Source organism: Cyclobacteriaceae bacterium (genome assembly GCA_013141055.1).
Lineage (GTDB): Bacteria > Bacteroidota > Bacteroidia > Cytophagales > Cyclobacteriaceae > ELB16-189.
In genome coordinates this window covers 2,809,105-2,833,719 of record JABFRS010000001.1, presented here as the reverse complement: position 1 = coordinate 2,833,719, position 24,615 = coordinate 2,809,105, and the positions used below count along the sequence as shown (strand labels likewise).

The 24,615-nt window shown below is 39.8% G+C and carries 19 protein-coding genes; 7 read left to right on the top strand and 12 right to left on the bottom strand.

Translation table 11 applies throughout. From position 1 onward, the window contains the following. Positions 1–149: 149 nt before the first annotated feature. Entirely contained in the window at positions 150–1,163 is a 1,014-nt protein-coding gene (locus HOP08_12680; GenBank protein NOT75774.1) for a LacI family DNA-binding transcriptional regulator, read from the top strand. Between the two features lie 4 nt (positions 1,164–1,167). On the opposite strand, the gene HOP08_12675 is transcribed toward HOP08_12680, so the two are convergent. Further along, a complete protein-coding gene (locus tag HOP08_12675) occupies positions 1,168–1,728 on the bottom strand; it encodes a hypothetical protein (GenBank protein NOT75773.1) in 561 nt (186 codons plus the stop codon). A gap of 103 nt (positions 1,729–1,831) precedes the next feature. Here HOP08_12675 and HOP08_12670 point away from each other — a divergent pair, with 103 nt between their 5' ends. Next, positions 1,832–2,380 (top strand): hypothetical protein, encoded by a 549-nt coding sequence (locus HOP08_12670; protein ID NOT75772.1) that lies wholly within the window; start codon positions 1,832–1,834, stop codon positions 2,378–2,380. A 5-nt stretch (positions 2,381–2,385) separates the two neighbouring features. Here HOP08_12670 and HOP08_12665 read toward each other — a convergent pair whose 3' ends face one another. Then, positions 2,386–2,835, bottom strand: coding sequence for a DUF2214 family protein (locus tag HOP08_12665; protein NOT75771.1), 450 nt, complete (start codon positions 2,833–2,835; stop codon positions 2,386–2,388). Positions 2,836–3,080: 245 nt separating this feature from the next. Between HOP08_12665 and HOP08_12660 the strand changes: the two genes are divergently transcribed. Beyond that, positions 3,081–4,142, top strand: a complete 1,062-nt coding sequence (locus HOP08_12660; GenBank protein ID NOT75770.1) for an acyl-CoA desaturase — start codon at positions 3,081–3,083, stop codon at positions 4,140–4,142. A gap of 60 nt (positions 4,143–4,202) precedes the next feature. On the opposite strand, the gene HOP08_12655 is transcribed toward HOP08_12660, so the two are convergent. Next, positions 4,203–6,254: an AAA family ATPase gene (locus HOP08_12655; protein ID NOT75769.1), complete on the bottom strand. Its 2,052-nt coding sequence runs from the start codon at positions 6,252–6,254 to the stop codon at positions 4,203–4,205. 114 nt (positions 6,255–6,368) lie between these two features. Here HOP08_12655 and HOP08_12650 point away from each other — a divergent pair, with 114 nt between their 5' ends. Further along, positions 6,369–8,189 carry a serine hydrolase gene (locus tag HOP08_12650; protein NOT75768.1) on the top strand — a complete coding sequence of 607 codons (1,821 nt, stop codon included), beginning with the start codon at positions 6,369–6,371 and terminating at the stop codon, positions 8,187–8,189. Between the two features lie 7 nt (positions 8,190–8,196). Here HOP08_12650 and HOP08_12645 read toward each other — a convergent pair whose 3' ends face one another. Genes HOP08_12645 through HOP08_12630 form a run of 4 tightly spaced genes read right to left on the bottom strand, consistent with a single transcriptional unit; the run spans position 8,197 to position 16,335 of the window. Next, the gene (locus HOP08_12645; protein ID NOT75767.1) at positions 8,197–9,030 is read right to left on the bottom strand and encodes a phosphatase PAP2 family protein; all 834 of its coding nucleotides are present in this window, start codon (positions 9,028–9,030) and stop codon (positions 8,197–8,199) included. Next, entirely contained in the window at positions 9,027–10,208 is a 1,182-nt protein-coding gene (locus HOP08_12640; protein NOT75766.1) for a phosphohydrolase, read from the bottom strand. Before HOP08_12640 ends, HOP08_12645 begins: the two co-directional genes overlap by 4 nt. An 11-nt stretch (positions 10,209–10,219) precedes the next feature. After that, the gene (locus HOP08_12635; protein NOT75765.1) at positions 10,220–13,873 is read right to left on the bottom strand and encodes a hypothetical protein; all 3,654 of its coding nucleotides are present in this window, start codon (positions 13,871–13,873) and stop codon (positions 10,220–10,222) included. Positions 13,874–13,917: 44 nt separating this feature from the next. Further along, entirely contained in the window at positions 13,918–16,335 is a 2,418-nt protein-coding gene (locus HOP08_12630) for a hypothetical protein (protein ID NOT75764.1), read from the bottom strand. 292 nt (positions 16,336–16,627) lie between these two features. On the opposite strand from HOP08_12630, the gene HOP08_12625 reads away from it, so the two are divergent. Next, positions 16,628–17,077, top strand: a complete 450-nt coding sequence (locus tag HOP08_12625; GenBank protein ID NOT75763.1) for a DUF1801 domain-containing protein — start codon at positions 16,628–16,630, stop codon at positions 17,075–17,077. 1 nt (position 17,078) lies between these two features. Here HOP08_12625 and HOP08_12620 read toward each other — a convergent pair whose 3' ends face one another. Continuing rightward, on the bottom strand, positions 17,079–17,429 hold the full coding sequence (locus HOP08_12620; protein ID NOT75762.1) for a helix-turn-helix transcriptional regulator: 351 nt from the start codon (positions 17,427–17,429) through the stop codon (positions 17,079–17,081). Positions 17,430–17,576: 147 nt separating this feature from the next. On the opposite strand from HOP08_12620, the gene HOP08_12615 reads away from it, so the two are divergent. Continuing rightward, positions 17,577–18,455 carry an NAD(P)H-binding protein gene (locus HOP08_12615; protein ID NOT75761.1) on the top strand — a complete coding sequence of 293 codons (879 nt, stop codon included), beginning with the start codon at positions 17,577–17,579 and terminating at the stop codon, positions 18,453–18,455. 68 nt (positions 18,456–18,523) lie between these two features. On the opposite strand, the gene HOP08_12610 is transcribed toward HOP08_12615, so the two are convergent. The 3 genes from HOP08_12610 to HOP08_12600 all read right to left on the bottom strand — a co-directional run bounded on the left by HOP08_12610 (position 18,524) and on the right by HOP08_12600 (position 22,317). Beyond that, positions 18,524–19,279 carry an MBL fold metallo-hydrolase gene (locus HOP08_12610; protein ID NOT75760.1) on the bottom strand — a complete coding sequence of 252 codons (756 nt, stop codon included), beginning with the start codon at positions 19,277–19,279 and terminating at the stop codon, positions 18,524–18,526. A gap of 76 nt (positions 19,280–19,355) precedes the next feature. Continuing rightward, positions 19,356–21,734 (bottom strand): FtsX-like permease family protein, encoded by a 2,379-nt coding sequence (locus tag HOP08_12605; GenBank protein NOT75759.1) that lies wholly within the window; start codon positions 21,732–21,734, stop codon positions 19,356–19,358. A gap of 178 nt (positions 21,735–21,912) precedes the next feature. Then, complete coding sequence (locus HOP08_12600; GenBank protein NOT75758.1) at positions 21,913–22,317, bottom strand: hypothetical protein; 405 nt, start codon at positions 22,315–22,317, stop codon at positions 21,913–21,915. Positions 22,318–22,616: 299 nt separating this feature from the next. On the opposite strand from HOP08_12600, the gene HOP08_12595 reads away from it, so the two are divergent. After that, positions 22,617–23,270 carry an endonuclease III gene (locus tag HOP08_12595; GenBank protein ID NOT75757.1) on the top strand — a complete coding sequence of 218 codons (654 nt, stop codon included), beginning with the start codon at positions 22,617–22,619 and terminating at the stop codon, positions 23,268–23,270. A 30-nt stretch (positions 23,271–23,300) separates the two neighbouring features. Here HOP08_12595 and HOP08_12590 read toward each other — a convergent pair whose 3' ends face one another. Continuing rightward, positions 23,301–24,569 (bottom strand): carboxypeptidase-like regulatory domain-containing protein, encoded by a 1,269-nt coding sequence (locus tag HOP08_12590; protein ID NOT75756.1) that lies wholly within the window; start codon positions 24,567–24,569, stop codon positions 23,301–23,303. Between the last annotated feature and the right edge of the window lie 46 nt (positions 24,570–24,615).

The window sequence follows — 24,615 nt, the reverse complement described above, 5'->3', positions numbered from 1 at the left end:
AAAAATCTTAAAAAATTGATTAAAAACAATAATCGTTTGTTCTATTCCATTAATATCACCCTATGATCTTCATGACTTGCGCTATTTGTTTTTAGTATATTTGAACTTCTCCAACCTCCTATTATCTGTAATAAAACGTTTGTTCAAGCATGGCCAATCAGAAAGTAAATATTGTAGATATCGCCAAAAAAGCTGGGGTCTCCATCAGCACGGTATCAAGAGTATTGAATGGCAAAGCAGAACAGTTTAGGATCAGCGAAAAATCCCAGGAGAGGATCCGTGAAACTGCCAAGAAGCTTAACTATGTTCCTAATCAATTTGCCGCTAATCTTAAATCGGGCAAAAGCAATACCATTGCTCTGATTATTCCTTCGCTCAGCAATCCATTCTTTGCAGACATCGCCAGTGAGATCAATGCGGAAGTCCGGAATCGAGGCTACATAACCATCATTGGTGACAGTGATGAGAATCGTGAGATTGAAAATGATGAACTGCTTCAAATGCAATCCAGAAATATTGAAGGTCTTGTCATTGCCCCCTGTAGCCAGAATTCAAAAAGCATTAAGAAATTACACGACCAAGGACTTCCTGTTGTTTGTATTGACCGATACTTCGAAGACCTTGATATCCCTTATGTCTCTACTGATAACTACGAAGGAGCATACATGGCAACCAAGCACCTCATTGAGCACGGCCACAAGCAAATAGCCTGCATTCAAGGTGTTCAGCAATCAATTCCAAACAAACTTCGTATCCAGGGATTTAAGGATGCAATGATTGAAGCCGGTCTGAAGGACTTTGTTATTACAGGTGATGAGTTCAGCATTCAAAATGGCTATAAGGAAAGTAAACTGTTGCTTCAGCTGCGTCAGCCACCAACAGCCATTTTTACATTAAGCAATACTATAGCCATAGGATGCATAAAAGCTTTGCGGGAAGAAAATGTGCTTATCCCTGAGCATATTTCTGTGATTACATTTGATGATCATCCCTTCCTGGACTATCTCGCTACTCCCCTCACCTGCATTACCCAACCCACACGCGAAATCTGCAGAATAGCCGTGAAGCATCTTTTCTTTATGCTTACCAACAAAGAAATCAAATCAAAACAGATACTCCTTAAACCTGAGCTGAAATACAGGAAATCTGTGAAAAGAATCTAACTAATTATATTTTCCAGTTAGGCTTTCTAAGCGCTAAAAGAACAATTGCCAACGTTAACAGGAGGCTTGCTGATGGATAAAGTCGTTCTTCCACGCTCCATGACTTTCCCGCGAACAAGGAAAGAACATTTGCCGCAAGGAAAATGAAATAAGGTATCAAAGGTGTTTCAGAAGGTTTCTTATATGTATTAAACATCTGTGGAATACTTGCAATGACCACTGCAGCGGCAGTTGCCATTAATGCAACTCGCTGACCTGCTGTAGACCATACGATCAAACAAATAATAACAAGAAAAGCAGTCATCGTCTCTACCCTGGTCCATGAAACTTGTTTTTTAATCACCAGTAAAACTGCTACAGCAGAAGCACCTACAGCATTGGACAATGGCAGCCAGAAGTTACCATTTTCAAGAATGGATGTGATGGTTGCGATGGTATCAAGCATTCCCCAAAGCATAAATGCTGCAAAGTTCTGCCTGACATTACTTTTTAAAATGGCAAGAATCAGGAATGCGTAAGCAGCGACACCAATGATTCCGCCAAGCTGTTGTAAAATATCGTGCATGAAATTCTTTGGAAACTGAAATTGGTCTCAGGTACTTTTAGCGTACGATAAGTATGCCAACTATCTCAAAGATTAATTAACTTAGTTATAATAATTAAAAAACATGAAGCATCTGACTTTTTTACTGATTCTTCCATTGTTGTGGGTTTCTATCAGCTGCAGAAAATCTTCTGCCTCAGGAAACAAAAACATCTCTGCAATACTCGTATCCTCTGAATCCTCCAATAAGTGCATTAATCAATCTGATGCGGAAAGTATTCTTGGAGAGAACGCAAAACTTACAGAAAACATATCAGAAAAAAAGGACGGCATCTCAGAATATAAATGTACTTATACCGCCAGTTCAAAAGATGCCAAAAGCAACAGGATTGGAGTATTATTTTATATGCTTGAGGAATTTAAGGATACAGTTTCTGCACACAAGAAATTCACTGAAATAATTTCAATAAACAATGGAATGGCGGGCCAAGAAAAGATTGATGTTGGAGCAGATGAAGGATGGCTTCATAGTGACGCAGAAAACTTTCATTTAATCATGTTTCGCGTCGGAAAGAAAATTGCAAGACTTAAAGTGAATAAAGTTACAAACCTGACTTCCATGGAAAATTTGAAAGCTGTGGCCGGAAGAGTTGCTCTGGAAATGAAAGAATAAAACGGCTATTCACCAAAATACCCAACCCCATGCGCCATCAATCCTGCCAGCAGCGGAATGATGAAGAGCAACATTAGTTCAATTCTCAACATCATCACTACCGAAACCGGAACAGGTACGATTTCATTCATATCACCCTTCCTGTTTTTCAAAAAGAAAACCGTCGGCCAGATTGATAACAAACCAATGATTGCGAACAGCGTAATCTTGGTATGAAAGATCCAGTTCTTTGAATAGAAGTAGGTAGGCTTTCCAACACCTCCAAGCCACAGGATCAATCCCGCAGTAAGAAGAGTTACTGCGGCAATACCATAGACCGCATCAATTTTAGCAATGCGCCCAATCTCTGAACGGGTAAGAGTCTTCTTTAGTAAAAGATGTTCCGATACTAACGAGCCCACAATTGCGAAAATGGAAATGAAGTGAATGTAGCGAAGTGTGATTTCTAAAGTCATTCCTAAGAAGTTGAGAGGTGAAGTATATAAAGTTTATAAAATTAAATAAATGTTATTTGAAAAGCCTAAACACTGAAACAACAGAGAAACCTCATGGCATCTGTTCTTCGTGTGAACGAGATTGATTGGGCTCTCATAACATATATATTGTTTGAAATCCTTTCAAACGAGCGCTTTTCAGAGAAAAAAAGATTTGTATTATATAATATATCTTTGTGATTCGTTTCTCTAAAAACCTACCACCTATGGCATTTTTGGACTACATACTCGAACCCCCCCGCTATGGATGGCAGGATGATTCCGGTAATCTGATAAAACCAACCGCGGGTCAGATCCTTCGGGAATTTGGTTCAAGGGTAAATATTTTCAAATCCAAAAAGAACTGGCTCTCTTTCATGAGCTGGCTACAGGTTGCTTGCCTTATTCCCTTTTTCTTTGTTTTTATTTTTAAGTTCTTTAGCTGGGGATTGCTGGCAGCGGCATTCGTTTACAGCATGATGTACATGGGTACACATGGAACTGTCTGGCATCATCGCTATTGCACACACGGTGCATATGTTGTTAGAAACAAGTTCTGGTTATTTGTCATTCGCAATCTTTCATTAAAGATCATCCCTGAAGAAATATACGTTGTGTCTCATCATGTGCATCATGCAAAATCTGATCAACCAGGTGATCCATACAATGCATCCGGAGGCTTTTTGTATTGCTTCCTTGCCGATGTAACACATCAGCCTATCCGACGCAATCTTAATGAAGAAGATTATAATCGTGCTGTCAATATGATGAAGCACACAGGAACGCAAACCAATACTTATCAGCAATATCAAAAGTGGGGTTCACTAGCGAATCCTGGTTTGTCAGTATTGCATTGGGTTCTCAACTGGGGATTCTGGTATGGTGTGTTCTATTTAATTGGTGGTCATCCACTTGCTTTTGCAATGTTCGGTGGTGCAGGATTCTGGGCTGTTGGCGTTCGCACTTTTAACTATGAAGGTCATGGCAAAGGAGAGAACAAGCAACGTGAAGGAATTGACTTTAACCGGAAAGACATGTCAATCAATCAGGCGTGGCCGGGTATTGTCGCTGGTGAGTGGCACAATAATCACCACCTGTTTCCTCAAAGTGCACGCTCTGGATTCCTATGGTATCAGATCGATTCAGCATGGTATTTTATTCGCACACTTTCTTTCATTGGCGCCATTTCTTCATACACAGATTCCAAAGAAGCATTTAGAAAACAATATTTGCTCAGTGAGGAGAAGGAAGAGCATCGTGAGAGTGTGGAAGCAGTTGTTATTAAATAGAGATTGTAGAAATTAAAACAGAAAGAAATACCCCTCATCAGGATATTCTCATTCTTTAATTTAATTCATTTTAATTATTTCGCTTCTTTCTCCAATCCAGAGTACATTCAATTCATGCATCGCTCTTGTACAGGCGATGTATAGAAGACTTCTGTCAACATCCGTGTGATAGTTATTACTGGAAACTCCAGGCACAATCACTTCATCAAATTCCAGCCCTTTTGAAAGGTGAACGGTGGTAATGATGACTCCATTTCTGAAAGCAGTATTCTCAGCTGTAAGCATGTAAGCTCCATACGATTTTAATTCTTTAATTAAAGCTTCCGCCTGCCGCTGTGTTTTGCAAATAATCCCCATCGATTGATGCCCTGAAGTCTTAAAGGCTTCCATCAACCGGATAATCTCCGTCGTCTGTTCTGTCAATGTTTCAACTCCTTTCAACATGGGTTCAAATCCATGCCGTTCCATTGGTATGATGTCAGGATTTCTGAAGATTCCCTGGGCAAAAGCTGTGATTTCCCAGGATGACCGATAGCTCCTGAACAACTTAACAATATCAGCCTGCGGAAATATTTTTTCTATCACTTCTGCAGACGAAGCACTATATGGATTTACAGTCTGACTGACATCTCCCAGAATTGTTTTTTTACAACGAAATACTCTCGACAACACAGCATACTGCACAGGTGTATAGTCCTGCATTTCATCTACCAGTAAGTGCTTCACAAAATTGTAAGATTGTAAATGCTCAGTGCCCTCCAGACGGATTTTATAATAGATCATTGGAAAAACATCAGCATACTCAAGTGTTTCACCTGACCGATACAAATCCTTTCTTCCATTCCACGTATAAAAATCCCTGTAAAGTTCATGTGCCTGGCTGATCCTGAACATGCGTGGAATAGACTGATGCACCTGTGACTTCTCGTGACCTGTGAGTTTTCGTTTTACATTGTCTCTCACATAATCCAAAACATCCTTGACTACTAACGGCACACGTTTAAGCAATGGGACGTACGTGTATTTTCTGAATTTTTGCTGAATGAAGTCTGCCAACACCATGAAATTTCCTACCCTTAAATCACCTGCAACAAAATATTTATTCTCAATGTAAAGAAGATGCTTGTTCAGGTTAACCAAAAAATCATAGGATGATTTATAACGAATGCGTTCAACAAATTTCTCATCAGGATTTTCTAATAACAACGATACCTGCTGAAAAAATGTCTGAAAAGGGTACTTGTATTCCAGCAATTCTCCTGCAAGATCTTCCATAACCGTTTCCGGAATGTGATCTTCACCTAATTCAGGCAACACGCTTGAAATGTAATCTGCAAATACCTTGTTTGGAGAAATAATGAGAATATCCTTTGCCTTTATAGAATCTCTAAACCGATAAAGTAGGAACGCGATACGATGTAAAGCGATTGAAGTCTTTCCTGAACCTGCGACTCCCTGAATGATCATAACAGAAGCTGTTTCATTTCTGATTACAGCATTCTGATCCCGCTGAATTGTGGCAACGATATTCTTCATCTTCTCATCGGAAGATTTACTCAACTCCTTCTGTAAAATATCATCCTGAATATTGACAGAGTTCTCGATCATGAACTCCATTCTGCTTTTACGAATCCTGTACTGACGTCGAAGATCGATCGTTCCCTTGATCGTTCCCGATGGTGTTGTGTATTCGGCAGGACCTAATTCATAATCATAAAACATCGAAGAGATTGGTGCCCGCCAATCGTAAATCGGATAAATCGTTCCTGAATTGTCAGAAAAAGTGCCAATGCCGATATAGACCGGAGAAGTCTTACTTTCTGATGTGAAATCAAGGCGTCCAAAGTAAGGTGAATCAATCAGCTTTTGAAGCTTGTTCTTACGCAACACAGCCGACTCGCCTGTAGAAGCCATTCGATTGATGGATTGACCAGCAGCAACCATATCAGCTTCATCCATTCCAGATTGATGCTCATAGATGTACTCCTTGTTTTGTTTTAGTTCTGTCGAATATAGTTTTACAGTATCGTCAACGTGCATAATGGCCAGCTCCAGTTTTTCCTGGATGTGGTCGAGATACTCTCTTTCGTCTTTTTCTGTGGGATTAATCATTGCGGCAGGTGCAAAGTTAGGCAAACATGACAACTTGAGGAGTCCATTAAGAGTTCAAAATTGCAGGCACTGAATTTTGGTCTGATTTGTTACCTTCATCCAACAATTCAGATTATGAAAAAAATCTTCTTTCCAGCTCTTCTTTTCCTGCTCACACAATCATGTTCAAAAGAAAATCAAGTCACGGTTTCAGAGAACATAATAAAAGTAGAAACCGGACTTAGTGGGTCGGTTTACTTTGAGGGGGACACTACCTGGACAATCGAAGAGCGAATGAAGCATTACGATGTTCCCGGATTATCCATCGCTGTCATCAATGATCATAAAATTGAATGGATCAAGAGTTATGGCATAATGAATAAAGAAAGTAAAGAGGTTGTCACTACCACTACCCTTTTTCAGGCCGGCTCGATCAGTAAACCAGTTGCTGCCTACGGAGCTCTTCATCTTGCAGATCAGAAAAAAATTGATCTTGATGAAAACATAAATATCTACCTCAAATCCTGGAAGCTTGCAGATAATGAATTCACAACAGAAAAAAAAGTAGCTCTGAAAAATCTGTTAAGCCATAATGCTGGCGTAACAGTGCATGGATTCTGGGGGTACAGTCCTGACCTGAAAGTTCCAACATTAATACAGGTACTGAATGGTGAACCTCCAGCAAATTCTCCAAAAATTTTTGTAGACAAGCTACCCGGTAAAAGTTTTCGATACTCAGGAGGCGGATATTGTATTATCCAGCAAACGATGATTGACGTAGAGGGAAAAACCTTTCCACAGATTTTAAAAGAAACCGTTCTGCAACCACTTGGAATGGAAAACAGTACATACGATCAACCGCTTGAAGGCACACAACTTGAAAAAGCTGCGACTGGCTATTTGCCAGATGGAAATATGACCAAAGGAAAACGCCATACTTATCCGGAGATGGCTGCGGCGGGATTGTGGACTACGGCGGAAGATCTTGCAAAATTTGCACTTGATGTTCAGAATTCTTCGGCAGGAAAAAGTAATGCTGTACTCTCCGCAGAAATGTCCAATTTAATGTTAACTCCTTTTGTGGAGGAGTATACAGGACTGGGAATATTTCTTGATAACAGAAAAGGCGATATCTATTTTGGACACTCGGGCTGGGATGAGGGATTCTCCAGCGAAATGAAAGCGCATAAAAACAAGGGCTATGGAGTAGTTGTTTTGATCAATTCCAATCATCCGGAATTCATTGAGGAATTAATTAATTCAGTAGCCCGTACCTATCAGTGGTCAAACTTTATGTCTATTAACACTAGAGTGAAAATGGATACAATGAAGTTTGCATCCATTAGAGGTCGATACTTCAATGGGAATGATGGCGTAATACGAATCTTCAACAAGGGAAGCAGGCTATTCATTAAATATCTGCGTGCAGACAAACCATATGAGTTATTTCAGGTTTCTGAGGGAACATATTTGAGTCGTGATCAATCTCATCCCGTTTTGCCAGTACAGTTCAAAGAAAATCCCGAAGACGGAAAGCTAAATCTTGTATTCGTTGAAAAAGGAAAATCACTTTTATACATTCATCATTCACTCAACGAGGATTCAAAAGTCCCTTACGAATATTTGCTTGAGGGCAATTTCGAAGAGTCACTAAAAGGATATCAGCAATTAATAAAAACAGATCCAAAAGATGTCGCTGTAAGTGAAGAACACATCAACCAACAGGGATATAATCTTTTAGAGGCGGGAAAGAATAACCTTGCAAAAGATGTTTTCAGAATTAATACACTTCTTTATCCGTCGAGTGCCAATACCTATGATAGTTATGCGGACGCGTGTATGAAGGGGGGAGATAAGGCCACAGCAATCACTTATTACCAAAAAGCATTGACTCTAAATCCTGAGAATCTGAAAACATCAGAAAAACTCGAGCAGGCTAAAAAAGCTTTGAAGTAATTAATTTTTATTGAATCGTGTATGTCACTGAAACTCCATTCGATCCACCCATAAAGAAAGGGTTGAGGGAAAATCCTCTGTCTTTAATTTTAATGCGATGAAGTTCGGGTATTCCAATGCCACATGCAGCACCCACCAGAAAACCCACCATCACATCGGATTTAAAATGTTTGCCAGCCTCCATTCTATAATATCCAACCAACGCCGGAGGAATTGCTGCACCTGTATAAATAAGAATGCGTTTGAAGCCCTTTATCTGCCGATAATCGGTGTACATTTTAGCCATTAGAAAAGTAGAGGCAGCAGTCCAGGAAGTATGACCGCTAAAAAATGAATTAGTCTTTCCTTCTCCAATCTTATCTTCCAATGCAACATCAGGATTATAGGTCAGTGGTCGGGCGCGACGAAAGGAAGCCTGCGCAGCAAAATAAATAGCGTTGTCAGCAGCATGCGTCACTAAAAAAATGCTGACGAGATCAACCCAATCCTTTCGGATTCTTTTATCCAAAAGAAGAAGAACAGGACTAGCAACGGCAACGTTCAAAAAAAGGTCAGATGTGCTCTGTGCACTTGCAAAATTTGCGGGATCATAAAACGCGACAGGACGATCAAAAGAGTTTATTGAAGCTGGATCGAGTTTCAACACATCAGCCTCAGTAAAAGAGGCATGCTTATCCAAAGCTTTGAATCCAAAATAAGCTCCACAAAAAAATACAGCCGGGATGGGTATTTCAAGTTTTGGATTGGTATGATAGACTTTCAGGTATGCGCTGTCGGTTTGGGCGCACAATGAAAGGCAATTCAATAGAGCAAGGGAAAGCAGACAAGCCTTTAGCTTCATTTCTGGAACATTGTCACGGCAATTACGAAGGACAATACCGATAATACAAATCCAAACATGAAGAAACTGTAGGCGAAACGCAATAATTTGTACTTTCTCGCCAGAACGATCCCCAAGAAATAAATATCACGCGTCATGCTTCCATATAAAAATTCAGAATCTGCCATCATTGCATCTACTCCTTGCTGATAATCTTTTAATGACATGTTGTGGAAATTGCCAAAAAATAAAAGATTAGCGCGCTTCTTTTCAATATCTTCTTTTGTAAAAGTTCCTTGAGTAACATTTGGGCGCGTAACCAGGATCGCAAAAACAATCGACACCAAAGCTGTGATCAAAAAGATCATCGCCGGAAAAAGAAAACGTTCATCCTCTTCCAGCTTCCTGAAAAGAATTGAGACGAGGATAGAAGCAATGATCGAATTCACGGTAATCATGATATTGGCTTTCGCATCCGCCATCTCACTTAATCTCAGATGATTCGACGAAGTTGTTCGGAACATAGTTTCCACTCCTCTGAAGGGCTTCGATTCTTTGTCCTTAGCTTTTGAATTGTCACCAGATTTATTTTTCATATCATCTTCTTTTATTCTCTCCTTCAACCTGGCAATATTCTCGTCTTTGGTCTTTTGCAATAATTGTCTTGCATATTCAGTGTGAAACCGAATTCCTTCCAAAAGGAAAAGTGTTTGCTTTCTCCACTCCTTACCTGAAATTTTTATACCGGAGATCCTTTCTTTCTCACCTTTTATCTGTTTACTGTTTTCCGTAAATTCTTCAGTCCCTAAATGAAAAAGATCCGCATCACAAACGATCTGACTTATCAATGAAACAGGACTCTGAGGCATTTTCGTCGCCATGATGCACTCCTTAACTTTTTCTACAAGCTCCTCATCACCACTTTCCTCCATGATAAATTCGGTAGCTAGCTCGACACCCTTCTCTTCGTGTTTGTCTCCAGTAGTAAACAAATAGCCAAGATCATGGAACCACACGGCGATATATACAGCAGTGTAGTCCTGTTTACTTAACTCATAGTGATCCGCAATCTTTTCCGCTGCAGCAACTACTTTTTCTGTGTGCGACAAGCAGTGATATAATAATTCGGATTTATGATGCTTTGCAAAGACATCCCGAACGTGAGAAGCAGCATGACTCATTAATTCCTTAGCCTTCATAAACGTTGCATTTAAAACCTGAAACCCAGATTAACATAGGGCAACACACCTTCCTGTGAATAACCAGCCACACCAGTGATGACAATACTTTCCGCAGGAATAATATAAAATCCTCCGCCATATCCCCAATGCCAAAGATCTGAAGACTCGTTTTTCGCCCAAACCCTTCCAACATCATTAAATAATACCATTCCTACTGAACCCGGAAAAAGATACGATGTAAAATCAAACAACTTGATGCGCAATTCAAGATTATCATATAACATTGAGTTTCCTGCAAATCTATTCTTGCGGTATCCCAAAAGCCCTCCATCTCCTCCCATATAAAACATCTGGAAAAATTCCGGATCTCCAATACTTGTCCCCGCTCCTATCCTGTGCGCAATCACAAATTTTGGATAGCGATTAAAGCTAATATACATACTCATTTCGGTTCGAACCTGACCAAATGAGTTTCCAGCATTCACCTGCTGCATACCCGTAAACGAAGTCCGCCAGTGAAATCCCCGAACGGGTAGCATAGAATTATTGCGGGTATCCACTTCATATCCGGCAACACCACCCAGATACACTCTATGATCAAAAAGTGTTGGACCACTTTGCTGTGCCGCATAAATATTAACAAACCTGTCTTTATTGTCATCAGGATCCATGTTATAATACTGACCAGCAACTCCGGCAAAAAAATTAAAGGATTTTGCCAGTGCGAACTTCAATCGCACCTGAGTATCAATAAAATTATACCGTGTTCTATAATACCTGATTTGAGGATCACTTACATTGTCGAAGGTGGTCTCGTTCCCTACTCCGAAAAAGTTAACAGTATTGTCAGGAGCAGCAACATTCAGGTACATATCCAATGCAGCCTTTCCTATAAAATTGGTGACGTCTCCTTTATATCTTAAAAAAGATGCATCGGTCGCTAATGCATGACCCACCATGATCCTGTGACGGGATGCAAAAGGTTCACGTCGAAATCCATACTTTGTAAAAACGCCACCCGCTCCCAGCAAAATCCCATCATCAAGATTAAAGGCTATTGTGGCAAGAGGCGCAAGCTTGTTATAATTAAACGCTCTTGGATTATACAGATTTACATCATTGCTCGTTGAGGTCAGCAACCTCACCCCGTGATCAGGAAATACATTTTTTTTATCTGAGCGATCATAAATCAGCAATTTGCTTCGCTTTGCAGCGGATCTGCTAACGTAAATACTGTCCACCGAACCGCCACCTACCAATCTAAGTTTAAATCCAGGTTTATAATTACCATCTACGACAAATACGTCTTCATCACCACGACCATATAATCTGACTTCTTTGGTAATAGCATTGTCGATAACGCGCTGATAAAAAACATCTCCAGCAATTCCATCCTTTTTGATTTTCTGCAAGGAGATCTTAGCATCGCCATTTGAAAGTGTTTCAACATGAATCAGATCTTTTTTATCAGAAGCCGGAATATCAATTTCACGCGATAAGAAATTATAATAAGTAAGCCCTTCCGTCATCAGACTATTTCTCCGCGAAATGAGATTGTGAATAAGCTTTTCACCTATCTGTTTATAAACTGTATCAGGAAGTTTACCAATCGATTGCCGAATAATATCATCAGTAACAGATGTTTGAACGCCCGATATTACTTCCTGCCAGTCTTTTTCATTAAGGCCATTTAAAAATGAACGATCAAAATATCGTGCATTGAACATGAATCCATTGACGTCTCTTATCTCATCTCCAAAACCCTGAAACTTGGGCATGATCCACTTGAGTCTTGCAATGGAGGGAACGAACCCTGTGCTGATAAAGAATACCTGGTCTCTATCCCGTGGAATAGGACTATAGATACTTTTCTTATCTGTTTTTTCCTGTTTCCATCTCCATTGATCTTCATGCCGATCCCAATCACCGATCAGGAGATCCAGCATACGTGCTCTCAACACAGCTTTCTGATCAACGGAATTATCATTATCTTTTTCAAGCTTCTTTAATACATCATCCGTGCTGTAAGTTTCATCAGCACCAGGCTCCCGTTCTTCAAAAATGCATACCGTATTGGCAAATTCTGACTGATAAATACCGAGAGCAGGATCATCAGGAACAAAAAGTATTTGTGGATTTGAGTGAGGGACATTAGCAGCTTCTGCAATAACAGGTACTGTCAAGGGCGCAAAAGGATTCGCTGCCGAGATCTGATCCTGTATAATTGATTTGGCAACCGTTGCCCTCAGATTGGAAGGCAATGCCATTTCAGGATTCTTTTGAATGGTACGTAGGACCCACTGTTTGCCATTCTTATCCTCCATTCTCAAAGATTTAGTCTGCTGACCTCCTCCTTTCTTGAGAATCTTAAGACCTCCATTCTGTTCATTTACATGAAAAACTTTGATCGTAACGGGTGTTGCCCAGATTTTTCTGTAGTGCTCACCCCAGATAGCTCTGTGTGATTTCCCAACCTGATCATACTCGGGTGCTATTCTTACCGTGATACTGTCATCCGAAATTTCTTTTGACGCTATCTCATTCTGCCTTTTTTCAATAATGATTTCCGGAACTTCAAAACGATACACTTCTTTTCGTATGCTATGCTCATCAACTTCATAAAAACTGATAATCTGCTTTCCATCAATCGTATAAATGATCTCAGCAAATCCATTCTGATCAGAAGCAAACAATGAGCCTTTGCCTTTTTTAACCTGTGATCGATTCGTACCTGACCCACTGATGATATGATTTCTGTTCCCTTCGCGTATCAATTGAAGGTTGTGGTCATGCCCACCTGCATACGTTACATCAGGCGCAGTCGCCATAGATTTTTCAATGCCCCGAATCATTTCCTTATAATCTGGATGGATGAGATCTTCAATGTTTCCGAATTTTCCCCTTACAATCGGATAGAGCGAACCTATGACAGGAAGAGGCACATATGCTTTTTCAGAAAAACCTGTTAAAGGAAAGATGTGCTGCTTCCAGGTATAGTATCCGCCATGCTCACCATAACTTCTAAGCGGATGATGGGATGCAAATAGGAATTTCTTATTTGGATTCCGATGAACGATATCCTTTAACCTGGCAATTACATCCTCTTCAGTCTTACAATCGCAGTTGTCATTGATCCCGGGTTTCGGATTTTGATGCAGCCACCACTGTGTATCCATGATGATCAAAACAAGATTGTCATCAATCGTTACCTCCTCGGGACCAGGACAGCCAGCTTCTGGTAAAAAAATTGTATTTGGCTGATTTAGATCCTTTACGAATTGCTGCTGTCTTTTTACATTCTGCCATCCATCATATCGACCTCTTTGCCAATCGTGATTACCAGGGACAACAAATACTTTTGCCTGATAATCCTTGAAAGAAGTCAGGATGGTCTTTAAAACATTTGCGGAAGCAGGGTATGATTTATCTTCTTCATCCTCGAGTCCTTTTGGATAAATATTATCTCCAAGAAAAAGAATGGTAGTCTTTGAATCATCAGGTGAAACGAACTGCCGGGCAGCTTCCACGACAGCATTTTTTCCATCATGAAGTTTCCCAGGGTCACCGATGATAATAATTCTGGTTTTTACGTCACTCCCGGATTCCTGAGCATAAGCCGGTGCTGAAAGAAAAATGAGCAGCAAAACAAGGGTCCAGCATTTTTGACAACGATTCAGTGACATGGCCCGCAACATGCTTTAACAAAGAATTTTTAAGAATTAAGAGCTTATTCATTTACCACAAGAACATCACCAACTTCTTCACTCAACAACGCTTTGTTCTCTATGTTTATCTTAACCCTGATCGCCTTTAACTTTCCAATAGTCTGAAGTTGCTCAAGATCAAGATATTCGATATCCATACTCAGCTTATTCTGAGAAATGAGTTCCTTAATTTTTTCAAGATACAATGAAATACTGTTTTTATTAGCGTAGACAATTGATATTGTTCCCGGCTGCGTAAGGCGCTCTGTGCTGTTCAACAATCTCACTTTATCAATCCTCTTTTTGAGAACCTGGTAACGGATACTGTATGATCCTTCTACATCAAAATGGTGCTCGTCAATCCGGTAGCTGATATCAACAGTATTTTCATGAACGAGGATCAGTTGGGTCGTCTCGAGAGGAACACTAAGATTCTCTTTATAGGCATTCGCCGCAATGGCCATTTTCAGCATTACATTCAATTGCCAATCCACAAGAATTTCCAGTCCGTTGGATGGGAAGTTCCTGGATGGATCAATCTCTTTGCCAGCATAAAGGCTGTATTCAATTCCATCAGTCTGAAACTTTTCAAAATAATGTGGCAGTTTATTCTGAAGAGATACTTCAGCTTTTAGCAATTGTTCTTTGAGAATACGATTCAAATCCTGAATGCTCTCCTCATACTTATTGTGAAAAGCATGAAATCTTCCATACTTAGAAGCAATGGTTTTTTCATACTCAGTTGCTATTGAAGAATCCATTTTACCATGATGCGCCTGTGACGCAAGAAAATTGACAGATTCGGTCTCAAGAAAAAGTCTGAGACTTGATTCGTCCTGAATATCCAGATCACCCGCAAGGTGATTGATCCAATACTGCACTTTGATCAGAAAATCATTTAATGACTTATCACTTGTGCCGATTATATCGTTTGGAAAGAGTGTTGCCAAATACTGAAGTTGGGAATGATAATCAGCATGAATTGCTTCCAGCTGTCGCAAGGATGAGTTGCGAAAATCTACTGCGCCATAAAATGGATACAGATCCTCAAATCGAACAGGTGGTGTAGAAGGGAGTTGAGAAGGGCTGCTGAGATTCTTCATCGCATTCCAAACTTCTTCATTAAACCTCCACGCAACAGATTCCTGTATTGAAGTGTATCGTTGCATGATAAATGATTTCATATAATCATTAAAGGCAACGGTCTTGTATAAAAAGAACTCCCTGAAAACAGGCATCGCTTTATCCAACTTCCGGAGGATATCAATGTTGATTTCTTTTTCGTCTTTACTTCCCAGCTCGATAATCCCAAGCAGGGTATCATTATGCATCACAGGTATGAATTTCAATGCAGTCAGGCCCTCTTTTGAAAGAACATCTTTTACATGCTGTATTGCGCCAGTTTCTTCCTCCATTTCATAGATATCATTATTTAATGAGGAGATTGCATTTGAACTTTCGGCTGAATGCTCAGCTATACAGTGATACATCATTGCCAACTCATCCTGAGTGAAGTGTCGTTTCAGTCTGCCAAATACAATGCTTATCGTGGAGTAAAAATCATGATAGACATATTCACCATTCACTTTTAACGCCGCCAGAAATCCCAATTCAATATTATCACTTCCTAAAAGTGAAAGAGTAGCGCGCTTTAAATTAAACACTGTCTGATCTGAACTATTGGTATGAAGTTCTGAGATCGTTTTATTTAACTCATCGAGGGCAACTTCCTTTGTTTCCGGAACAACTGAAAAAATAAAAAATCCTTCCAGTATGAATTTCTCAAACGGCAGAGGCTCTTTGATCTCAGTATACGAAGCAATATTTCCACAGGCATAGTCAAGCCACTCCTGTTGTAATTCAGGAATTCCTCCCTCCACCTGAATATCTACAAATTGGTGACGCTTGATTACTTTATAATAATGAGTAACGCCGTTTACCTCATATGACCATTGCAACATTGCTTCCGGCTCAGCATCATAATTATCGATCTTATAGGCCTTCTTCAATATTTCCCGATATGTATTTCTTCTGAATTCCTCACCAATCCCAAGAGAAGTCAATTTCAGATGGTGACTATTTGTCTTAAAGAAATCAATAAACTCATCCGAGTAACCAAAATAATTAATCACTGGTGGTTTGCCAGAAGGAATTCCCAGGGTGTACATATTTCCATCTGACTTAACCTGCGACAGGTGTGTAATCTTAACCAGTTCAACAAGTTCTTTATGCTTGTCTAAAAGGCCAAAATCTGTAATGGGCTCCAGTAATTCAGGACTGGCTTTTATCAGGGAAGCAATTGACTTGAGAAAATTTTTATACACCTCACTGTTTGTAGTCAGCATCTGTTCCTCAACATACTTGAGGTACGGGCGAAAGGATAAAACACAATTGACAGCCGGAATAGGCAGGTCATGTATTTTCATTGATATTAGTTCCATAATCTGGGGGCGTTTTAAGTAGGAGGTCAATTCATTACCTCTTCGTTTTATCGTAGACGAAATATGTCTCCCGTTTAGTTTGTCAATAACGCATTATTTCGATTCACAGTTCAGTGTCTTGCAGCAGGTATTTTACTTTCTCCAGCATATAATTTATTACATTCATACCACATCTGAAAAAATCAAAAGCTCGAATTTCCAGTGTTTTCGATGGAAATAATGTTTTTACTCCTGACATACCGTTGTCACTTGATGCTAGGATTTTTGTATAATCATCTAAATATCCAGCCAAATGAAATCAAAAAGCAAGTACAGATCTTTTGAAAATCCGGATGTCGCTGCCGTCTTTGATGCTTGCCCAAAAACAATTCGCGCCAAGCTGATGACATTACGAGAACTTATTTTCGAAACAGCTGCTTCAACAGATGGCGTTGGCAAACTGGAGGAAACTTTAAAATGGGGGTCACCCAGTTATCTGACTACTGAAACGGGGAGCGGAACAACCATACGCATCGATCGTATCTCTGCTCAAAATAGAAAGTTCGCGATGTGCGTTCATTGTCAAACTACCCTGGTGGGGCCTTTCAAAAAAATACACGGCGATTTCTTTATTTACGATGCCAACCGCGGCTTGATACTTGATGATAAAGATGAACTTCCGATACCGGAATTAAGGCAATTCGTTACCATGGCATTAACGTATCATCTCAGTAAAAAGAAAAAGAACAGGGCATCATTTTAAGTCATCTACTTTCTATCACTTCATCCGCTACCTGTCTAATCTCATACTCCAGACCCCAGTCTTTCAAGGCATTTAAGACAGGAACAAGTGACTTCCCTTTTGGGGTCAGAAAGTACTCCACTCTTGGAGGTATCTCAGCATAAACAATTCTTGAAATGATGCCATCACTCTCCAGATCACGGAGCTGGGTTGTCAGCATCTGACGACTGATATCTTTCAGTATCATGCTCATCTTTCCAAAGCGATTAATGTCATTATTAATAAGATGAATGATCAATAATTTCCACTTCCCTCCAATCACATCCATTGTTGCCGTGACAGGGCAGTTCTCTAGGTTCGATAAATTATTCATAACTAATTGATTATCAATATTAGTATGTTTTCGATGACTACATCAGTTTTAAATACCTAAGCACAAATTAAAAACTAATGCACTAGAATTGCAACGTCATCGGACAAAAGGTTCGGCGAGCAAGTCAAAAACATAAACGCTTTTATCATGAATCAATATCTCATTACCGGTTCTATCGGACACATCAGTAAGCCAATTGCTGCTGCGCTTATCAAAGCAGGAAAAAAAGTTACCATCCTTACCAGCAGCCCTGAAAAAGTAAAAGAGATCGAAGCGATGGGTGCTACGGCAGTCGTCGGCTCATTATTCGATGCGGCATTCGTTAAGAATGCATTCAGAAATGCAGAGGTGGTATACACTATGATCCCGCCCGTATGGCAAACGAAAGACTGGAAAGCATCACAGCTGGAAGTTGCTAACAATTATGTGGAAGCCATTAAATCAAATGGAATAAAATATGTAGTTAACCTTAGCAGCATTGGCGCACATCTCGGAGAAGGCTGCGGACCGGTTGACGCCATCTCCGATTTTGAAAAAATGCTGAATAAGATTGAAGAGCTTAATGTAAAGCACATTCGTCCATCTTCATTTTATTATAATTTATTGAATCAGATAGGATTGGTGAAACAGGCTGGAATTATGGGAGCCAATTATGGAGAAGAAAAGATTGCGTTAGTTCATCCCAAGGATATTGCAAAGGTGGCAACAGAAGCGCTTCTCAGTCTTAACTTCAAGGGTAACTCTATACAATACATCTTCAGTGATCTCAGAACAGGAAAAGAAATTGCGGAGGTTTTAGGGAAATCAATTGGAAAAGAACTTCCATGGATTGTGTTTTCTGATGAGGAACAAAAGCAAGGCATGCTTCAGGGCGGAGTACCAGAGACCCATGCAGGGTCCTATACAGAAATGGGACATGCCATCAGAACAGGAAAGATGCAGGAAGAAATTATCAACCTGGCTCCAACAGGATCTATGAAGCTTGAAGATTTTGCAAAGGAGTTTGCTGCGGCCTACAACAATTAAATCAAGAATCAAGATGAGAAATTAAAGATGGTGTGCACGATCCACCTTTAATTTCTCATTCTTCATCTTTAATTCGAATACCAATTTCTCAATCGCACTTCAATTGATTTGTTGGAATCATTAACGATCTTCTTAAAGGCTTCGGTATCACTTACTCCATTCTGACCGCGATAGTGATAAGGATATACAACTTTTGGCTTGAAATCAATCACTGCAGAAGCAGCTTCAGGTACATCCATCGTGTATGGAAGATTCATGCAAACAAACGCAACATCAATATTTTTTAATGACCGCATTTCCGGAATACCAGCTGTATCTCCTGATAAATAGATCTTTTTATTTCCAAACGATAGGACATAACCATTGCCTCTGCCTTTAGTATGCTTTGCATCGGTTGCTTCCGGCAGATTGTACATCGGTATTGCCATTATAGAAATATCAAGCTTGCTGATCTCTTGTCCATTGCCTAATACTGCTGCTTTTGCTTTCAGTGTCTCAGAAAGTTTATCTACAACTACCTGCGGTGCGATAATCATGGTCTTGGCCGTGCTGACTGCTTCCAATGTAGGAAGATTGAAATGATCACCGTGAATATCGGTTATCAGAATAAGATCAGGAGCAGCAATACCTTCAAATGCTTTGGCTCCACCATCGGGATCCGCATAAATGGTTTTCCCATTCCAGGTAAAAACTACGGTACCATGTTTGATGGGCTGAATAACAACAGGGCCTTTTGATGTCTCAAGAACATCAGAAGCAGGACGCTGGGCAAAGATTTGTCCAGACGCAAATAAAAGCGCGACGGCAAAGAATATTTTCTTCATAGGATCAGATTTAGGTCTTCTTAATTTCCGGCAACGTAAGAAGATTTTATACCTGAATCAATAAGCGAAACTATGATTATTCATTCTTCAGCGATTCAATTGGATTGCCAATGGCTGCCCTTATGGATTGAAAGCTGATGGTTATAAAGGTAATCAGGATCGCTGCGCTGGCCGCAAGAGCAAACACCGTCCAGTTCAGATCGACTCTATACGAAAATGTATTAAGCCACTGATCCATGGAATACCATCCGATCGGAATCGCTATTAAAATGGCAATTGCAACAAGCTTGAAAAAATCAACAGAAAGAAGCTGTACTACACTTGCCACACTTGCGCCCAGCACTTTTCTAATTCCAATTTCTTTCCTTTTCTGTTCTGCTGCATGCACGGATAAACCAAACAATCCAAGACAAGCGATCAAAATAGTGATGACCGTAAAGTAGCTAAACAACCTCTGGAATTTTGAATCAGCTTCGTAAAGCTTTGCTAATTGTTCGTCCTGAAAAGTGTATTCAAAAGGTTTGTCAGGAAATATTGATTTCCATGCACTCTCTAATTGACCCAAAGTATTGGAAATCTGGGAAGCATCAACCTTAACAAATAATGTTTTAATACTGTTTTCCCCAAGAACAAATCCAAAAGGCTTGATAGGCTCATGAAACGAAGTGAAATGAAAATCCTCAATGACACCGATAATTTCCGCGTAATAGACAACACCATTCTCATCTATACCCCATACGATATTCGTCCCGATTACAGGTTCCTTGAGACCTAACTGTCGTACTGCTGTTTCATTCAAAACAATCGCACTGCTATCTGCCTCAACTTTTGAAGAGAAGTTTCTGCCATCCTTTATCTTAACATTCATCACATCCAGAAATTCCTCATCCACATTAAGAAAATTGAGTAACAACTCATCTTCGTTTTCTTTTGCACGAATGCTGGTAGTCCAGTTCAATCCTCCTAAGGTTCCATCCGCTCCGCCAGCATTCATAACGCCTGTTATTTTTTTCACTTCCGTTGCAAGCGCGGCCTTCTTTCCTCTTCCTGAAATATTTTGCACCATTAAAATATTCTCCTTGTCAAATCCCAATTCGGTATTGCGAATAAAATCCAGTTGACTGGTAATTACCAGGGCACCGCAAATAAGAACAGTAGAGATTACAAATTGAAACGTTACAAGACCTTTCCGTAAAAAGTTGCTGCCTGTCATTCCTATTCCGGAGCCCTTTAACACAGTGGAAGGCTGAAAGGATGAAAGATAAAATGCGGGATAAACTCCTGCCAGCAATCCAATGATGATGACCATCCCTCCTAATGTCATCCACAATTCCCGACTTGCGTCATGGAAGAAACTCAATTCCGTTCCGAGAAAGTTCGTCATCAATGGAAGGATCGACTCGGCAATAACAATTGATACTGTCGAAGCCGCTACCACCATCACCATTGACTCCAGAATAAACTGACGAATCAGCATGGTACGATTAGCACCGGTAGCTTTTCGGATACCAACTTCCTTTGCACGTTTGCTAGCCTGGGCCGTGACAAGGTTAATATAGTTGATAGCTGCGAGCACCGCCATAAACAGGGCTATTACAGAAAGAATTCTGACATACATCGCATTTCCATTGTTAGAAAGCTCCCACTTAAGATGTGAGTTTAAATGAATATCCGATAGTGCCTGAGAGTAGACTTCGTTTTTGTTTTCTGGATTGTATTTAACGAAAAGTGGTTGCAGCTTTTTATCAAAATCTTCCCGAATAGTTCCTTCCTTAAGTCTGACATAAGTATAATAGTTATACCAATTCCAGTCGGTATCCAACTGACGTCGGAAGGTTCGGACAGAAATAAGAAAGTCAAAGGTAAAATGAGAAGTGGCAGGAACATCTTTCAATACACCTGTAACAGAGAACTCAGTTCCATTTCTGCCAATGTCGATCTTGATTGTTTTACCAACAGGATCATTATCTCCAAAGTATCTTTTTGCAGCAGATTCTGTGAGAAGAATGAAGTTTGGAATGGTCAATGAGGCCTCTTTACTTCCTGACACAAATGGAAATGAGAACACATCAAAGAAACTGCTATCAATACGGGTGACCTTTTCTTCATATCTGCTGTCATCACCAGACTGAATCAGATACTTATGTCCCCAGTTTGGAAATACGCGTGTAGTTGAAGCAACTTCAGGAAGATCTCTTTGTAATGCCGGACCAAAAGCAGGCGGAGTGGTAGCATCCGGTATGTGACTACCATCATCATTAACAAAATCCTTGACAATACGGTAGATGTTTTCAGAGTTTACATGCTGCTTGTCATAGCTCCATTCGCGCGAAACAAATAGAGCAATGATTGAGAAGCTTATAAGACCAACAGAGAGGCTTGTTATCTTTATAAGGGAAGCCGTCGAATTGCGTAGCAGGCTTCTGAGTGTAATTTTCAAATAATTGAACAACATAACAGGCGGGTTAAGTTGATTTCAGATATTCAATTTCCAGTCCAAAGTAAAATTATCATTTTGCGGCAAAAACAAGATTGAGTATTTCTCCGACGGTCGGGAGCGGCCGATTGTGTTCGGGAATGGGAAATAAAAAAGCCACCCCTTAGGATGGCTTTCAATTATAATATCATTAAAATTAAACCGCACCCTCACGTTCAGAAGCCTGAACATCTCTTACATTTTTCTGAACGGCCACTGCCGCGAAAAGAGCCAGGAGAAATGCAAACGCATAAAATCCTTTTTCACTTGGCAATAATTCCGCGTTCCACAATCCCACAATTAATAATACAATACTCAGGATGGTCGAAAACCAACTGAGTCCATAATAAACATCTGTGACCCGCAGTCCTTCCAGTCTGTCTCTTACTGCTTTCTGTAGAGAAACAACAGAGAAAAGTCCATACATCAGAACTGTGAAATAATAACCCTTTTCATTAAGCTGCATATCAGAACGCCAGAGACCTATGATGTAACCAATCATTCCGGTTCCTAACGCTACCCACGAAGCTCCAATAAATGCATTTGATGGTTTGTAATTCATAATCTATTGTTTAAGTAAAATCCTTTTAAGAAAATATCATCTCAGCCAACACTTCAGAAGTGCAGATAATTAAAAGATGAAATGAAATTAGTCTTAATTAGAAATGACTCGAATAGAAATGGTCATCTGGGGATGTTTCACTGTTAAACGCAATGCCGAATTGAATGTTGTGTCATTTTACAATGTAAATCAACATTTTTCATTCAAAATCGCCCTCTATTAAATATTTATAAATACTAAAATCCTTATCTGGCTTCATTCTAAAAAAGCCTTCCGGCTTTCGGTTACAAAATTCTATAATGATATTTAACATAGATTTTACTCCGTCTATGAATTGGGAAAAAGAAATTCAACCATTACTTAAAAAATATAAAGGCAAAAAACATCCTTTGGATTATAATAACGTGTACGAGTTGCTCGTGATGGTTGTTCTTTCCGCACAGGATTCGGATCGCAATATTAATAAGCTTGCACCGGCGCTTTTCGAGTCGTATCCTGATATGAAAGCACTCTCAAAAGCAAATGGCGAATCATTATTCCCTTTCGTATCAAAGATTCGGAACTTTGGAAATAAGACAAAATGGCTTCTGGAGTTATCTGCAACAATAAAGTCAGACAAGAACATTCCAACAACTCTTGAAGGTCTGACAGAGCTTCCAGGCATTGGAAGGAAATCTGCCAATGTTATTCTCCGCGAATCCGGAATGAAGGCAGAAGGAATTATCGTCGATCTTCATGTGGTTCGTGTTGCTCCACGCCTTGGCATCGCAACAGGAACTGATCCAAAGAAAATTGAAAAACAACTCATGGAAGTCATCGCACCAAAAGACTGGGGTGAGGCGGGTATGGCGATTTCATTCCTTGGAAGAGAGATCTGTCGCCCAACCAATCCAAAATGCTCGGAGTGTGTCATGAATAAAGTATGTGCGTATTATAAAAGTCTGCAATCCTAAGATCACTCTATCTTTTGCCAATCAAACTTCTTACTTCCTGATTTCTTTTGAGGAATCGGATCTTTGATTCATAAACTGATCTTCAATTTTTCCATCTTTCTCGAGAAGCTTCATCAACTTTCCGTTAAGTGGCCTTTCCTTTATAACGTTAAAGCTTTCCCAAAAGGACTTACTGTAAGGTTTTATTTGTTGTTCAATGCTCTTCTTATTTGACATAGGTCGCCCGTATTGATGAACCAATTTCTCTACATCCTCAGTGATGATCTCATTTACCAATAATTCCTGCAAAAATTCCCGCGTATCGGTTGTCTCCCCTGTAACATCAGATAAAGTTCTGGTGCGCCAATTCAATTTTAAGTAATTGAGAAAGTAACGATTGTTGTACTTACGAAAAACCAATGCATTGTCGATATAAATCATTTGATGAGTTCTCTTCAACCATGGCTGTTTGTCATCCCCAAGAATAACATCTCCCTTCATCTGTCCTTTAAAGGTGATACGCAAGAAACCAAAGTCACTCGCTGAAATATAAAATTCATACTGGCCGGGTACTTCTTTGGATTCTGCGGTGATGAGATATACATTTTCTCCATTCTGTGTGACAATATCCTTCAGGTCATACGTGAGATGCTTAAAATCAAAAGGACCAAAAACATTTCCAATGTTCCTCGAGAATGTATGCCTTACATAATTCTGCTCAACAAGAAGATATAAATAATTATACTCATTCCCACTCGCCTTGCTCCTTCTGACATGGTCCACAAAAATCAATTCATTTGAAGTTTTTTTATAGCTCTTATCATAAACTGAAATGGCAGCCTCCACCAACGTCACCTTGGAAGAATCCGGGACTGTGGATTCGCGTATTTTCCAATCACGGTAAAATGCCTTTAAAATGTTGGGACCGACAGGATAATTATTTTCAATGCTTGCCAAAGCTTTTCTCATGATCTGCTCTCCCGTAAGGGTATTGACAGTTATTTCCTGAAGCTGTGTGCTGGAATTTTCCAGATAAAAAAGTTCTCCTCTTACATCCAGAATTTTACTGCTTAGGTTTTTATATCCTACATAAGAAACAATAAGTGAATCATTCCTGTTTTCAACAGGCACTTTAAACTCAAATTCTCCGGATTCATTTGAAATCGTTCCAATTGATCTCCCCTTCAGATAAATGTTTGCGTAGGCTAAAGGGGACTTTGATTTTCTATCCAGTACTTTTCCACGAATCACTATGAATGAATCCTGGGAGAAGCAGTTGGAAGAAAGTAAAATGAATACAAAAAGAAAGACCTGTTTCAAGGTTTATTTGTTATACAAACGTGAATATAATGAGTTTATTGTTTAA

Excerpts from the sequence above, each read along its gene's own strand:
- HOP08_12680 (NOT75774.1), top strand. The coding sequence starts at position 150 with ATGGCCAATCAGAAAGTAAATATTGTAGATATCGCCAAAAAAGCTGGG.
- HOP08_12675 (NOT75773.1), bottom strand. The coding sequence starts at position 1,728 with ATGCACGATATTTTACAACAGCTTGGCGGAATCATTGGTGTCGCTGCT.
- HOP08_12670 (NOT75772.1), top strand. The coding sequence starts at position 1,832 with ATGAAGCATCTGACTTTTTTACTGATTCTTCCATTGTTGTGGGTTTCT.
- HOP08_12665 (NOT75771.1), bottom strand. The coding sequence starts at position 2,835 with ATGACTTTAGAAATCACACTTCGCTACATTCACTTCATTTCCATTTTC.
- HOP08_12660 (NOT75770.1), top strand. The coding sequence starts at position 3,081 with ATGGCATTTTTGGACTACATACTCGAACCCCCCCGCTATGGATGGCAG.
- HOP08_12655 (NOT75769.1), bottom strand. The coding sequence starts at position 6,254 with ATGATTAATCCCACAGAAAAAGACGAAAGAGAGTATCTCGACCACATC.
- HOP08_12650 (NOT75768.1), top strand. The coding sequence starts at position 6,369 with ATGAAAAAAATCTTCTTTCCAGCTCTTCTTTTCCTGCTCACACAATCA.
- HOP08_12645 (NOT75767.1), bottom strand. The coding sequence starts at position 9,030 with ATGAAGCTAAAGGCTTGTCTGCTTTCCCTTGCTCTATTGAATTGCCTT.
- HOP08_12640 (NOT75766.1), bottom strand. The coding sequence starts at position 10,208 with ATGAAGGCTAAGGAATTAATGAGTCATGCTGCTTCTCACGTTCGGGAT.
- HOP08_12635 (NOT75765.1), bottom strand. The coding sequence starts at position 13,873 with ATGTCACTGAATCGTTGTCAAAAATGCTGGACCCTTGTTTTGCTGCTC.
- HOP08_12630 (NOT75764.1), bottom strand. The coding sequence starts at position 16,335 with ATGGAACTAATATCAATGAAAATACATGACCTGCCTATTCCGGCTGTC.
- HOP08_12625 (NOT75763.1), top strand. The coding sequence starts at position 16,628 with ATGAAATCAAAAAGCAAGTACAGATCTTTTGAAAATCCGGATGTCGCT.
- HOP08_12620 (NOT75762.1), bottom strand. The coding sequence starts at position 17,429 with ATGAATAATTTATCGAACCTAGAGAACTGCCCTGTCACGGCAACAATG.
- HOP08_12615 (NOT75761.1), top strand. The coding sequence starts at position 17,577 with ATGAATCAATATCTCATTACCGGTTCTATCGGACACATCAGTAAGCCA.
- HOP08_12610 (NOT75760.1), bottom strand. The coding sequence starts at position 19,279 with ATGAAGAAAATATTCTTTGCCGTCGCGCTTTTATTTGCGTCTGGACAA.
- HOP08_12605 (NOT75759.1), bottom strand. The coding sequence starts at position 21,734 with ATGTTGTTCAATTATTTGAAAATTACACTCAGAAGCCTGCTACGCAAT.
- HOP08_12600 (NOT75758.1), bottom strand. The coding sequence starts at position 22,317 with ATGAATTACAAACCATCAAATGCATTTATTGGAGCTTCGTGGGTAGCG.
- HOP08_12595 (NOT75757.1), top strand. The coding sequence starts at position 22,617 with ATGATATTTAACATAGATTTTACTCCGTCTATGAATTGGGAAAAAGAA.